The organism is Vibrio sp. 10N.247.310.17, assembly GCF_041466605.1.
Classification (GTDB): domain Bacteria; phylum Pseudomonadota; class Gammaproteobacteria; order Enterobacterales; family Vibrionaceae; genus Vibrio; species Vibrio tasmaniensis_A.
The window spans coordinates 23,520-37,772 of sequence record NZ_JBFSTC010000016.1; the positions used below are offsets into that span (position 1 = coordinate 23,520).

At 45.5% G+C, this 14,253-nt stretch carries 11 protein-coding genes; 10 read left to right on the plus strand and 1 reads right to left on the minus strand.

The annotated features are described in order from the left end of the window. Positions 1 to 46: 46 nt before the first annotated feature. The 3 genes from recO to acpS all read left to right on the plus strand — a co-directional run bounded on the left by recO (position 47) and on the right by acpS (position 1,983). A complete protein-coding gene (gene recO, locus AB6D80_RS07140; protein WP_012604785.1) occupies positions 47 to 775 on the plus strand; it encodes a DNA repair protein RecO in 729 nt (242 codons plus the stop codon). After that, entirely contained in the window at positions 772 to 1,509 is a 738-nt protein-coding gene (pdxJ, locus tag AB6D80_RS07145) for a pyridoxine 5'-phosphate synthase (protein ID WP_009847651.1), read from the plus strand. Before recO ends, pdxJ begins: the two co-directional genes overlap by 4 nt. 93 nt (positions 1,510 to 1,602) lie before the next feature. Continuing rightward, positions 1,603 to 1,983, plus strand: a complete 381-nt coding sequence (gene acpS, locus AB6D80_RS07150; RefSeq protein WP_009847650.1) for a holo-ACP synthase — start codon at positions 1,603 to 1,605, stop codon at positions 1,981 to 1,983. Between the two features lie 125 nt (positions 1,984 to 2,108). On the opposite strand, the gene barA is transcribed toward acpS, so the two are convergent. Continuing rightward, the gene (gene barA / locus AB6D80_RS07155) at positions 2,109 to 4,922 is read right to left on the minus strand and encodes a two-component sensor histidine kinase BarA (RefSeq protein WP_371702937.1); all 2,814 of its coding nucleotides are present in this window, start codon (positions 4,920 to 4,922) and stop codon (positions 2,109 to 2,111) included. A gap of 165 nt (positions 4,923 to 5,087) precedes the next feature. On the opposite strand from barA, the gene rlmD reads away from it, so the two are divergent. The 7 genes from rlmD to ispD all read left to right on the plus strand — a co-directional run bounded on the left by rlmD (position 5,088) and on the right by ispD (position 14,253). Beyond that, a complete protein-coding gene (rlmD, locus tag AB6D80_RS07160) occupies positions 5,088 to 6,407 on the plus strand; it encodes a 23S rRNA (uracil(1939)-C(5))-methyltransferase RlmD (RefSeq protein ID WP_372188126.1) in 1,320 nt (439 codons plus the stop codon). Between the two features lie 136 nt (positions 6,408 to 6,543). Next, complete coding sequence (gene relA, locus AB6D80_RS07165; RefSeq protein ID WP_009847647.1) at positions 6,544 to 8,769, plus strand: GTP diphosphokinase; 2,226 nt, start codon at positions 6,544 to 6,546, stop codon at positions 8,767 to 8,769. A gap of 230 nt (positions 8,770 to 8,999) precedes the next feature. Next, the gene (gene mazG, locus AB6D80_RS07170; RefSeq protein WP_029223900.1) at positions 9,000 to 9,815 is read left to right on the plus strand and encodes a nucleoside triphosphate pyrophosphohydrolase; all 816 of its coding nucleotides are present in this window, start codon (positions 9,000 to 9,002) and stop codon (positions 9,813 to 9,815) included. Between the two features lie 132 nt (positions 9,816 to 9,947). Further along, positions 9,948 to 11,588, plus strand: a complete 1,641-nt coding sequence (locus AB6D80_RS07175; RefSeq protein ID WP_012604779.1) for a CTP synthase — start codon at positions 9,948 to 9,950, stop codon at positions 11,586 to 11,588. Positions 11,589 to 11,669: 81 nt separating this feature from the next. Next, positions 11,670 to 12,968 carry a phosphopyruvate hydratase gene (eno, locus tag AB6D80_RS07180; protein WP_009847644.1) on the plus strand — a complete coding sequence of 433 codons (1,299 nt, stop codon included), beginning with the start codon at positions 11,670 to 11,672 and terminating at the stop codon, positions 12,966 to 12,968. 302 nt (positions 12,969 to 13,270) lie between these two features. Beyond that, positions 13,271 to 13,552, plus strand: a complete 282-nt coding sequence (gene ftsB, locus AB6D80_RS07185; RefSeq protein ID WP_012604777.1) for a cell division protein FtsB — start codon at positions 13,271 to 13,273, stop codon at positions 13,550 to 13,552. Next, positions 13,552 to 14,253: a 2-C-methyl-D-erythritol 4-phosphate cytidylyltransferase gene (ispD, locus tag AB6D80_RS07190; protein WP_372188127.1), complete on the plus strand. Its 702-nt coding sequence runs from the start codon at positions 13,552 to 13,554 to the stop codon at positions 14,251 to 14,253. The genes ftsB and ispD overlap by 1 nt, the downstream gene beginning before the upstream one ends.

Sequence of the window (14,253 nt, forward strand, 5' to 3'; positions counted from 1 at the left end):
GAGAGTGCGAACTCTCTCTTTTTGTATCTGTAAGAAGGGTAAGTGATTGAGCGAAGGGTTACAGCGATGCTTTGTGTTGCACCGTCGACCATACAGTGAGTCGAGCCTGATTCTGGACGTCTTCAGCGAAGAGTACGGTCGGGTGACGTTGATGTCTAAAGGTGCGCGGAGTAAGCGTTCTAATTTGAAAGGTGCATTGCAACCTTTTACGCCGCTACTGCTTAAGTGGTCTGGCAATGGTTCAATGAAAACGTTGCGCCAAGCTGAACCGATCAGCTTGGGGCTTCCTCTTGCTGGCATTAATCTGTATTCAGCAATGTACGTTAATGAATTAGTTGGGCGAGTGTTGATGGCCGAAGTGGCCATGCCCGCATTTTTTCATGACTATCTTCATGCCTTAACAGAACTCGCTCATAATGAGAACCCTGAGCCAGCACTGCGTCGTTTTGAATTGGCTCTACTTTCCGCTATGGGGTATGGCGTCGACTTTTTACACTGCGCGGGCACTGGCGAAGCGATTGATCCGAGCATGACTTATCGCTATCGAGAGCAGAAAGGCTTCATCGCTTCGGTGCGTCGAGATAACCTGACTTTTATGGGCGATGAACTTATCGCAATCAGTGAGCGTAGGTTTATCACTAAAGAGCAGTTAAAAGCGGCAAAACGCTTTACACGCATAGCCTTAAAGCCGTATCTTGGCGGCAAACCATTAAAAAGTAGAGAGCTATTTATGCCAACAATAGCCCTCTCTAGAGCACGGAGTATTGGAAAATGAGCTCAATCCTTTTAGGCGTTAATATCGACCATATTGCAACTCTACGTAATGCACGTGGTACTAAATATCCAGACCCAGTACACGCAGCTGAAATTGCTGAACGTGCGGGTGCTGACGGCATTACGATTCACTTGCGTGAAGATCGCCGTCATATTGTTGATCGCGATGTACGTATTCTTGCTGAGACAATCCAGACTCGCATGAACTTAGAGATGGCCGTAACGGACGAGATGGTTCAAATTGCACTCGATACTAATCCTGAGTTCGTTTGCTTAGTTCCAGAAAAACGCGAAGAGCTAACGACTGAAGGTGGCTTGGATGTAGTTGGTCAACTTGAAAAGATCAAAGCGGCGACCGAAAAATTGTCCGCTGCTGGTATCAAAGTATCTCTGTTTATCGATGCCGATCGTGAGCAAATCGATGCTGCGAAAGCGTGTGGCGCACCGTTCATTGAACTGCACACTGGCCACTATGCTGATGCTAAAACTGAAGAAGACCAACAAGACGAGCTTAAAAAGATTGCTGCAGGTGCAAGCTACGCAGACGACCTTGGTATTACAGTGAATGCGGGTCACGGTCTGACTTACCATAACGTAGCGCCAATTGCGGCACTTCCTGAGATTTACGAGTTGAACATCGGTCACTCGATCATGGGCCGCGCAGTCTTTGATGGTTTGAATAAAGCCGTTGCAGACATGAAAGCCGTGATGGAAACAGCGCGCAACAACGCTTAGTTCTTTAACTCGGCATTCGTTTAGTTGTAAGCGTTAAGCGGTTAATCAGTAGAATCGAAAAGTTAATAGATAGAAGTTGGTAGTAGGGTAAACATGGCTGTTGTTGGATTAGGTACAGATATCGCAGAAATTGAACGTGTTGAAAAGGCATTATCACGAAGTGGTGAGGCTTTCGCTCAGCGTATTTTGACCGATTCTGAATTTGAAGTATTCCAGCAACTTAAGCAAAAAGGGCGTTACCTTGCAAAGCGTTTTGCTGCAAAAGAGGCGGCGTCTAAGGCATTAGGCACAGGCATCGCTCTTGGTGTGACCTTCCACGATTTCGAGATTTCAAACGATGAGCATGGCAAGCCAGTTCTAAGCCTGCATAAAAAAGCGCGTGAAATCGCAGATGCGAGTGGTACAAAGTCGATTCACCTGACTATCTCTGATGAGCGCCATTATGCGGTGGCGACGGTACTACTCGAGTCGTAAATAGATTACCGCTACTCTATATCTAGCACCCTAGGTTCTAGACAGAAAAAAGCAGAGCTCATGAGCTCTGCTTTTTTATTGGCTGGTAAACCGTTTAATGAATGTTTGTGAGTAAGAAATATTCGCTAGGTCTTGGCTGGTTTCAAATAATGAATCGCGGTTGCTTGAACCTTATCTAATTCATCCTGAAGTTCAAAAAGCTCCGGTTCAATGTCTTCAACAGAAGTGCCTGAACGAAGTTCTTTCTCTATCGTTGCACATACCGACTTAAGCCTTGGTACCCCACTGTATGAGCTGCTGCCATGCATCTTGTGGATGATGTGTGTCAGCGCTTCAACGGGGTAGTCACTGTCTTCTATCGCCTTGTCTGCAGCCTCATAAACTTCAGGAATAAAATCTACGAGCATTTGCAGCATATCGCGTGCGAGGTCTTCTTTATTGGCGGCTTGTTTCAAAGCAGCTTGCCAATCAATGATGATGTTCTTGTGCTCGCTGGCTTCAACTTCTGAAACAGAGTTGTGGTCGATTTCAGCAGAGACCGCCGGGTGATCTGGGTCTATTTTATCAATGTGCTCAATCTCAGAGGTAGGGCTCCAATGAATAAGAACCTGTTGTAACACATGCTCTTCGATAGGCTTGGTTAGGTAGTCATCCATACCTGCTTCAAGTAGTCGGTCACGCTCTCCCATCATTGCATGCGCGGTAACAGCAATCACAGGCGTGTTTGCATTGTTCGCCAACGCCTTAATTTTTTGGCAAGCGGTCACGCCGTCCATCTGCGGCATTTGAATATCCATGAAAATGACATCAAATGGAGTCTCTGTCGCTTTGTCGAGAGCTTTCTGACCACTAGTACAACTGATCACTGTCTCTACGCGCTCTTTTAGCAGCGCAGTAATCAGTTTAAGGTTGGCAGGGTTGTCGTCGACCGCCAATACCGTAAGCGGTAGTTTCTCTTCTGAATGTGTTTCAATAGCGGGTGCAATTAAGGTTGGAGCTTGATTCGATACCAAAGTTTGCAGCAACTTCTTGCGAGAGAGAGGCTTAGTAATGCACTGAACATCGACTTCTTTCATCAATTGCTCACCCAACGCTAGCTCGGTACTTGGTGTACCAATAATCACGTTCTGAGCGATCTTCTTCGCGCCAATCGCCCAACCACTCACGGTATCAAATTGATACTCTTGGTTCGCGGCTAAGTTAAGTAGGACGTAGTCATACGAGGTAGATTCGTCAGGCATAACCGAACGGTACGTTACCACTAAGCCTTCTTGGGTTAGGATCTGCTGAGTAATTGATGCCGCTTGCATGTTTGGCTCGATAAGCAGCAGTTGCTTGTCTTGCAGGCACTGAGTCTCAATTAATTCTGTCATCGGCATATCGGTAGTCGATAGTCTCAGGGTGAACCAGAATGTGGAGCCTTGGTGAAGACGACTGGTTAGGCTGATCTCTCCGCCCATTTGGCTGACCAGTTTTTGGGTGATTACCAGACCTAAGCCTGTACCACCATAACGACGAGAGATGCTCGCATCGGCTTGGCTGAAGGCTTGGAAAAGTTGTGCTTGTTGGCGCTCTGAGATACCAATGCCCGTATCTCGAACCATAAACTGCAGCTCAATGCTGTCTTCGCTTTGTGAACGAAGTTCAACGCTGATGTCAATGTTGCCACGCTCGGTAAACTTGATCGAGTTACCCACAAGGTTAGTCAGGATCTGTTGGATACGCAGTGGATCACCAACAACGCCTGGTGGTACTTTCGGGTCGATCTTAAGTGTAAGCTCAAGACCTTTTTCATGAGCATTAGTGGCTTGAAGGTTAACCACCTCTTCTAGGCTCGCTTGGAACTCAAATGGAATATTTTCTAGAGCGAGCTTGCCGGCTTCAAGTTTTGAGAAGTCCAAGATATCGTTGATGATGCTGAGTAGGTTATTGGCCGAGCGTTCAATGGTCTGTAAGTAGTCGGTTTGGCTGTTCGATAGGTGTGTCTTGAGCATCTGACGAGTAAAGCCAATCACACCATTCAGTGGTGTTCTAAGCTCATGAGACATATTCGCCAAGAACTCGGATTTAACACGAGCGGCTTCTTGAGCTCGTTTTTTCGCAATGTCTAACTCAACGTTTTGAATCTCTAATTGCTCTAGGGTTTCACGCAGATCAGATGTTGCTTGGTCGATGCTGTGCTGCATCTCGACGTGATATTCTGATAGCGAGACCGCCATCGCGTTGATACCGTTTTTCAGTGAATCAAGCTCACCATGCATTTTGCCTTCGATACGCACATCGAGGTGACCACGACGAATTCGGTCGACCATGTTTTTCATGTGTGTGATCGGTTGGGTTACATCGTGCATCAAGCGGAAGGCAAATACCCCAGAAAGTCCAAGACCGAGGATCAGCACCAAGAAGGCAGAGAACACTTCTTGATATTGCTGCAATCGAAGTGACGACAAGTCTAACTCTATCGCAATATAACCGATCGCTTGGTTCGCTTGAGACTGGCCATTAGCTGAGTTGATGTATTGTCCCTCAGCGATGATGGGTGTCCTAAGAATCAGCGTGTTATCGAGCAGGTTCGATGAGCTTAAATGCGGAATCGGTTTATCTTTCGGATAGGTCAGGCTTTCAAAATCAGGATGGAAGTTTGACGTTACAAACAACTCATGACGTTCATCAAACACCGCAATACTGCGCACTAACTTAGAATTTTTTCGATGTGCATAGCTAATCAGCTGACGAACAGACTCTCGACTTTCGAGCTTCATGCCAGACTCACTCGCAATCGCTAGTGGTTCAATGATGCTAGTACCAGTGTTAACCACTTGACCTTCAAGGTCTTGATAGCGGTTAAATGAGAAAAATGCACTCAATAGCAGCCCAATAATTAGGGTTGGAGCTAGAGTTAAGGTAATTACACGGGCTCTTAAGCCATATCTGGTCATGTTCTTTAATTACATCGAGGTCTGGATATGGGAAAATAACGCACACAATGGCGGTTAAGTGAACGGTAAGCTTAATCAAAGCCGTGACGTTCGACAATGATTCCAAGACAGAATAGTGAGTCCTGGATACCAATTACTTATTAAAAGATACATTAGGCACAAGCAATGGCACGTTTTTTCCAACCAAAAAAGAAAACTCAACTCGAGACCAAGCATCAATCGGTTTTGGTTGAACGAATGGATCACAATGGCGCTGGCATCGCTTATCAGAAGAATAAACCAGTTTTCATTGATGGCGCATTGCCCGGTGAGAAGGTGGTTATTCAACTTACTGAGAGCAAAAGTAAGTTTTCGCGAGCAAAACTCATCAAATTACTTCAACCGAGTGAGCTGCGTTTAAAGCCATTCTGTAAGCACTTTAATCAGTGTGGTGGCTGTCATCTTCAACATCTCGGTTACTCATCTCAGGTTGAGCATAAATCACAATCTTTGACGCACCTGATGAGCAAATACCAAACGGCTAACACCGAAGTCGCTCAGCCGATTGTCGGTGATGAAACCGGTTATCGTCGTCGCGCGCGTATCAGTCTATTTGTTGATAAGAAGACACAGCAGCTTCAGTTTGGTTTCCGTAAGAAACAAAGTAAACAGATTGAAAACATCACCGACTGCGCCGTGCTGGATACTCGCCTTAATGTATTGCTGCCAAAACTGAAAAGTTTACTGAACACTTTCAGTAGCCTTACGTCTTTAGGACATGTTGAATTGGTGTTGGGTGATACTGGCCCTGTTATGGTGCTGCGTCACCTTAAACCTTTGGTTGAAAAAGATGAGCAAGCGTTGATGACGCTCGCGAAAGAAGAAGGTGCAACGCTGTATTCGATGCCAGAAACCGATAAGTTGGTTCGTTTGGTGGGTGATTCGCCAAGCTATAGTGAAACCGGCGTAACCTTACCTTTTGAGCCAAACCACTTTATACAAGTTAACCAGAAAGTGAACCAACAGATGGTGGCTCAAGCGATTGAGTGGTTAGAGCCTCAAGCGGATGAGCGTGTGCTTGACCTGTTTTGTGGTTTAGGCAACTTCAGTCTGCCTATCGCACAACAATCGGCGTTTGTCGTTGGTGTGGAAGGCGTTGATGAAATGGTTCAACAGGCAACGGCTAATGCGGCGTTAAACCAGTTAGGCAATACGGAGTTTTACCAAGCGAACCTCGAAGAAGATTTATCTTCACAGCTTTGGGCAAAAGAGAAATTCGATAAAGTATTACTTGACCCTGCACGTGCTGGAGCGAGTGGGATCGTTGATCAAATTTCAGCGTTAGGAGCGAAGCGTGTGGTTTATGTTTCGTGTAATCCTGCTACTCTAGCGAGAGATTCTGAGAGTTTAGAAAAACAAGGCTATCAATTAGCCAAACTTGGTATGTTGGATATGTTTCCCCATACCAGTCATCTAGAATCGATGGCTCTCTTTATCAAGGCTTAGAAGCCCTTAAATAAGGCTTAAAAATGAATCACAAAGGTGCAGGGAAGCCTGCGCTGATATCAATATGAGTCGAACTAACTTGGAATCAGTTAGTCATATTGAATTGGGTATAAAACATAATAACTAGGAAGGCATGATGGTTGCGGTACGAAGCGCACATTTAAACCCAAGCGAACAGTTTGAGCTAGAAAGTTGGATTGCGTCACTGAATCAAGACGTAAAAACCTCGAATAAACTGACCAAAGTTTATCGTCACTGTGAAGAGCTATTAAAAGATCACGAGCAAGCGTCGCTCCTGCTTTGGCGTGGACGTGAGATGATCGAAATCTTGGTTACGTTGTCGATGGACCGTGCCACTTTAATTGCAGCGCAACTTTTCCCCGTTGTTTCAAGCGGCGTTTTTGGACGTGAAGCGTTTGAAGAAAGCTACGGTAAAGAAACCGTAAAGTTAATTGATGGCGTTGAAGAAATGGCAGCTTTGGGCCAGCTCAACGTTACCCTTGAAGGCAGTGCTGCCTCGGGACAAGTAGATAACGTTCGTCGAATGTTACTGGCCATGGTCGATGATTTCCGCTGCGTCGTCATCAAGCTAGCAGAACGAATTTGCAACCTCATCGAGGTGAAAAAGGCCCCTGATGCTGTTCGCCGTGCGGCAGCAAAAGAGTGTGCTAACATCTATGCGCCTCTTGCAAACCGTTTGGGCATTGGTCAGCTAAAGTGGGAAATTGAAGATTACGCTTTCCGCTATCAACAACCAGATACCTACAAGCAGATTGCCAAACAGCTGTCAGAGCGTCGTATCGTGCGCGAACAATACATCACTGACTTTGTTGATGACCTAACATCAGAAATGAACCGTTCAAGCATCAATGCTGAAGTCAGCGGTCGTCCCAAACACATCTACAGCATCTGGCGTAAAATGCAGAAAAAGGGCTTAGAGTTTGATGAGCTTTTTGACGTGCGTGCGGTACGTATTATTGCCGACCAACTGCAAGACTGTTATGCCGGTCTAGGTGTGGTTCACACCAAATATAAACATCTTCCAAGTGAATTTGATGACTATGTGGCGAACCCTAAGCCCAATGGTTACCAATCAATTCATACCGTAGTTCTTGGCCCTGAAGGTAAGACCATCGAAATTCAGATCCGTACCAAGCAAATGCACGAAGACTCTGAGTTGGGTGTGGCTGCGCACTGGAAGTACAAAGAAGGTGCTTCTAGCGGTGTACGCAGTGGCTACGATGAGAAAATCACGTGGTTGCGTAAGCTTATCGACTGGCAAGAAGAGATGTCGGATTCTGGCGAAATGCTGGATGAAGTACGTAGCCAAGTCTTTGATGACCGTGTCTATGCCTTTACACCACGCGGTGATGTGGTCGATTTACCAATGGGTGCGACACCGTTGGATTTTGCTTACCACATCCACTCGATGGTTGGACACCGTTGTATCGGTGCCAAAGTCGCAGGTCGAATCGTTCCGTTCACTCATAAGTTGGCGATGGGTGATCAAGTTGAAATCATCACTCAAAAAGAACCGAATCCATCACGCGATTGGTTAAACCCGACCACAGGCTTTGTTCATTCAAGTCGAGCTCGAGCAAAAATTAACGCTTGGTTCCGTGCTCAGAGTCGTGAGAAAAACCTCGAAGCTGGACGAGACATCCTAGAAGTCGAGCTAGGCAGAGTAGGCGCAACACTGAAAGATGCTGAGCAATACGCGCTGAAACGATTCAACGTCAATACACCTGATGAATTGTATGCTGGTATTGGTAGCGGCGATTTGCGTATTAACCAAGTGGTTAATCACATCAATGCTCTGGTCAATAAGCCGACGGCTGAAGAAGAAGATAAGAAAGCACTCGAGAAGTTGCTTGAATCTGACAATAAGCCAGCGCATCAGAGCCGTCCGAAAAAGGATGCTGTTGTTGTTGAAGGTGTCGATAACCTAATGACCCACTTGGCTCGTTGTTGTCAGCCTATCCCAGGGGATGTGATCAAAGGTTACATTACTCAAGGGCGTGGTATCTCAGTACACCGCAGCGATTGTGAGCAGTTAAGTGAACTTAACCTACATGCCCCTGAACGTATCATCGATACGGTGTGGGGAGATGGTTTTGTTGGCTCGTATATCTTAACACTGCGTGTAGAGGCGCTAGAACGTACCGGCTTGTTGAAAGACATTACATCCCTGTTCTTGAACGAAAAAGTCAGTGTGACGACAATGAAGAGCCGTATTGACTATAAACGTCAGCTGTCGGTGATGGATTTCGATCTGGAAGTGACCAACATTGAAATTCTGAGTCGAGTGACGAGTCGAGTCGAACAAATCAAAGATGTCATGAGCGTAAAACGCCTCGGCTAAAATTCTCGTCATACTTGAAGCTGATGGCGTTGTTGCCTGCGCGCACTCGCTCAATCACATAGACAAGCTATGCTCAGGAGTCTCGCTTGCTTGTCGCCTAGCCACAGTTTCAATTATTTAGAGAATTAGACAGTATCAACAAAGGTGAGTGGTTTTGGCTACTCACCTTTTTTAGTTTTAGAAGACGTTATAAATTTAAAAAATCAAAGACAGTGAATAGGAAGAAAACAATGAATCACCCGATTGAACAACTTGAACAGATCATGACTAAGCTGCGCGATCCTGAAGGTGGCTGTCCTTGGGATTTGAAACAAAATTTTGAAACAATTGTCCCGCATACTATCGAAGAAACCTATGAAGTAGTGGACGCGATTCACAACAAAGATTGGCCGAACCTACAAGAAGAGCTGGGTGATTTGTTGTTTCAGGTGATTTTCTACAGCCAGCTCGCGAAAGAGCAGGGACTGTTTGAGTTCTCTGATGTGGTCGATGGCATCAATGAGAAGCTAACGCGCCGCCATCCGCATGTGTTTTCTGATACCGAGTTTGCCAGTGATGACGAAATTAATGCCAACTGGGAAGCTGAAAAAGCCAAAGAGAAAGCACAGGCAGGCAAAACTCAAGAAAGTATTCTAGACTCAATACCAAACTCTCTACCTGCACTTTCGCGTGCTACAAAAATTCAAAAGCAAGTCGCGAAATTTGGCTTTGATTGGGACTCTATTGGCCCAGTCGCCGATAAGGTTTTAGAGGAAGTTGATGAGGTGCTAGAAGAAGCGCTTCAAGTAACGCCAAACGAAGATTTAGTTGAAGAAGAGCTGGGTGATTTGTTGTTTGCTACCGTCAATTTAGTGCGACATTTGGGTAAAAATCCAGAAACGGCTCTCAATAAAGCCAATCTGAAATTTTCACGCCGCTTTAAAGGTGTGGAACAAAAAGTTCGTCAGCAAGATAAAATTTTGACCGACTTTTCTCTACAACAGCTTGATTCCATATGGGATGAAGTCAAAGTGGCGGAGAAAAGATCATCAAAGCTTTTATCATGAATTGATTTGAAGCAAAAAATAAAAAATAGCAGTGTGATAGATTTCACGTTGTGGCGATAAGGGGCTTCTGGTATATTTTCATCCCGTCCAGAAGTAATCCATTTCCCTCATTCAACCAATTTCAGGTTAAACATGACGACAAATTACATTTTTGTTACTGGCGGGGTTGTATCCTCTCTAGGTAAAGGTATTGCAGCAGCATCTCTTGCGGCTATTTTAGAAGCTCGTGGTCTTAAAGTGACTATGATGAAGCTTGACCCTTACATCAACGTTGATCCAGGCACAATGAGCCCGACTCAACACGGTGAAGTGTTCGTTACGGAAGATGGCGCTGAAACTGACCTTGACCTTGGTCACTACGAGCGATTCATTCGCACCAAGATGACTAAGCGTAACAACTTCACTGCAGGTCGTGTTTACTCAGACGTACTCGCTAAAGAGCGTCGCGGTGATTACCTAGGTGCAACTATTCAGGTTATCCCGCACATCACTAACTCTATCAAAGAACGTGTAATTTCTGGCGCAGCTGGCCACGATATCGCGCTAGTTGAAGTTGGTGGTACGGTTGGTGATATCGAATCTCTACCATTCATGGAAGCGATTCGTCAGCTAGCAGTAGAGCTAGGCCGTGAACGCGCAATGTTCATGCACCTTACTCTAGTGCCATACCTAGCAGCTGCGGGCGAAGTGAAAACTAAGCCAACGCAACACTCTGTAAAAGAGCTGCTGTCTATTGGTATTCAGCCAGACATTCTAGTTTGTCGTTCAGACCGCAACATTCCTTCGAACGAGCGTAAGAAAATTGCTCTGTTCTGTAATGTGCAAGAAAATGCAGTTATTTCTATGCGCGATGTTGACTCTATCTACAAGATCCCTCAGCTTATTAAAGCTCAAGGCACTGATGAACTTGTATGTAAGCGTTTCGGCATCACAGCTCCAGAAGCAGACCTGTCTGAATGGGAACAAGTAATTTACGAAGAAGCTAACCCAACGGGTGAAGTGACGATTGGTATGGTTGGTAAGTACATTGAACTACCAGACGCATACAAATCAGTAAATGAAGCGCTAAAACACGCGGGCTTGAAAAATCGCCTAAGCGTTAATATTAAATACGTAGATTCACAAGACGTTGAGTCTCGTGGCGTAGAAGTTTTAGAAGGCCTAGATGCAATCCTAGTTCCTGGTGGCTTTGGTGATCGTGGTGTTGAAGGTAAGATTCTTGCTGCTCAATACGCTCGTGAAAACAAAGTACCTTACTTAGGTATCTGTCTAGGTATGCAAGTAGCACTTATCGAGTACGCTCGTAACGTTGCGAAAATGGAAGGGGCACACTCTTCTGAATTCTGTACTGAAACTAAGTACCCAGTTGTTGGTCTTATCACTGAGTGGACTGATGGCGAAGGTAAAGTTGAAGAGCGTACAGAAACATCTGACCTTGGCGGCACAATGCGTCTTGGTTCACAGCTTTGTCACCTAGCGAAAGGGACAAAAGCTTACGAATTATACGGTAGCGCGACGATCCATGAACGTCATCGTCACCGTTACGAAGTGAACAACAATCTTCGTCCACAAATTGAAAAAGCGGGCCTAAAAGTATCGGGTCTATCTGCGGACAAGAAACTGGTTGAAGTTATCGAGAACCCGAACCATCCATGGTTCGTTGCTGCTCAATTCCACCCAGAGTTCACTTCAACACCTCGCGATGGTCACCCATTGTTTGCAGGTTTCGTTAAAGCAGCTGGCGAGTTCCAGCGCGGCGAATTAGAGAAGTAAAAAGGAATACAGGTAGCTGCGTAAGTTGTGCTGCTACCTTTAAATTTGACATTTATATATTCAACGAGAAGGAAACATTCAATGTCTAAGATCGTTAAAGTTCTAGGTCGTGAAATCATCGATTCACGTGGTAACCCAACTGTAGAAGCTGAAGTACACCTAGAAGGCGGTTTCGTAGGTATGGCTGCTGCTCCATCTGGCGCATCTACTGGTTCACGCGAAGCTCTTGAGCTACGTGACGGCGACAAATCACGTTTCCTAGGTAAAGGTGTTCTTAAAGCTATTGAAGCTGTTAACGGCCCAATCGCTGAAGCTCTAGTAGGTTCTGACGCTAAAGCACAAGCTGACGTTGACCAAATCATGCTTGACCTAGACGGTACTGAAAACAAGTCTAAGTTCGGTGCGAACGCTATCCTAGCTGTATCTCTAGCTAACGCAAAAGCTGCTGCTGCTGCGAAAGGCATGCCTCTTTACGAGCACATTGCAGAGCTAAACGGTACTGCTGGTCAATTCTCTATGCCTCTACCAATGATGAACATCATCAACGGTGGTGAGCACGCAGATAACAACGTTGACATCCAAGAGTTCATGATCCAACCAGTTGGCGCTAAGACTCTTAAAGAAGGTCTACGTATCGGCGCTGAAGTATTCCACAACCTAGCTAAAGTTCTTAAGTCTAAAGGCTACAGCACTGCAGTTGGTGATGAAGGTGGTTTCGCTCCTAACCTTAAGTCTAACGCTGAAGCTCTAGAAGTTATCGCAGAAGCTGTTGCAGCTGCTGGTTACGAACTAGGTAAAGACGTTACTCTTGCTATGGACTGTGCAGCATCTGAGTTCTTCGACAAAGAAGCTGGTATCTACAACATGAAGGGCGAAGGTAAAACTTTCACTTCTGTAGAGTTCAACCACTACCTAGCTGAGCTAGCGAACAACTTCCCAATCGTTTCTATCGAAGATGGTCTTGACGAGTCTGATTGGGATGGCTTCAAGCACCAAACTGAACTTCTAGGCGACAAGCTTCAAATCGTTGGTGACGATCTGTTCGTTACAAACACTAAGATTCTTGCTGAAGGTATCGAGAAAGGCGTAGCTAACTCTATCCTTATCAAGTTCAACCAAATCGGTTCTCTAACAGAGACTCTAGCTGCTATCAAGATGGCTAAAGACGCTGGCTACACTGCAGTAATCTCTCACCGTTCTGGCGAAACTGAAGATGCAACTATCGCTGATCTAGCGGTAGGTACAGCGGCAGGTCAAATCAAAACTGGTTCTATGAGCCGTTCTGACCGTGTTGCTAAGTACAACCAACTTATCCGTATCGAAGAAGCTCTAGGTTCTAAAGCTCCTTACAACGGTCTTAAAGAAGTTAAAGGTCAATAATTCCTAGCGAATTATTAATCTAAGCTTTTTAAATGCCTCGCTTATGCGGGGCATTTTTTTGTCTGTAGAAAATGACGGGAAGAAGCTCTAGATTGTAAAGCTCCTCCTCGTTACATCTAAAGTTCGTCATTCCCTAGACTGACGAAGGAAGGAGTAGGGAATTTCATTGTTACCATATCTATCCCGACAATAATTCTCCGACTTATTGATTCCCTAACACCACATATCTCGCACCAATAAGCTCATTATGGTATATATGTGCCTTATTCTAGTTCCTTCTTTTTCAACCGGCGAAAGGTGTTATGCGAATTTTTGCTTTAGTACTGCTCATAGTGTTTGGCTGGCTACAACACACACTGTGGCTCGGTAAAAATGGTATTTCTGATTACTACGGTGTGAACAACGAAATCCAAGTTCAACAGCAAGTAAACGAAAAGCTCCATCTTCGTAACGCAGAGATGTTTGCGGAAATCGATGATCTACGCCAAGGCTTAGACGCGATAGAAGAGCGCGCACGTCATGAGCTTGGAATGGTAAAAGAAGGCGAAACGTTTTTCCGCATCATTGGTGAGGAATCCCATTAATGTCGACTCAACTTCAAAGTGTGATTGCCGTTGTACCTGCAGCGGGCATCGGTAGCCGAATGAAAGCAGACCACCCTAAGCAATATCTTAAGATTAACGGCAAAACGATTTTAGAGCACACCATTGAGAAATTACTGTCTCATCCACAAGTATCTCAAATTGTCGTTGCGATCAGCGATGATGACCCCTATTACCCGGAGTTAGCACTCAACCAGAATCCAAAAGTGATCCGAGTGTCTGGCGGAAGCGAACGAGCGGACTCGGTACTCTCTGCGCTAAACTGTATCGCTGAGCAGCAGCTTAGCGATTGGGTAATGGTTCACGATGCGGCAAGGCCTTGTGTTCAACTCAGTGATATCGACAAGCTAATTTCCGGCGCGATGAGCCATGATGTAGGGGCTATTTTAGCGGCGCCAGTTCGTGACACGATGAAGCGAGGTGCCCAAGGGCAGATCGAACATACCGTTGAGCGAACCGATCTATGGCATGCACTTACGCCGCAAATGTTCAGAGCAAAGCCTCTGTGGAATGCATTAAGCGAGGCGTTGCAACAAGGCGTTTCGATTACCGATGAAGCCTCAGCCTTTGAATGGAAAGGTTTATCGCCCGCTTTAGTGGCAGGGCGTTCAGATAATTTTAAGATTACTCAGCCTGAAGATTTAGCACTTGCTGAGTTCTATTTAAGTCAGAATAAGGAATAA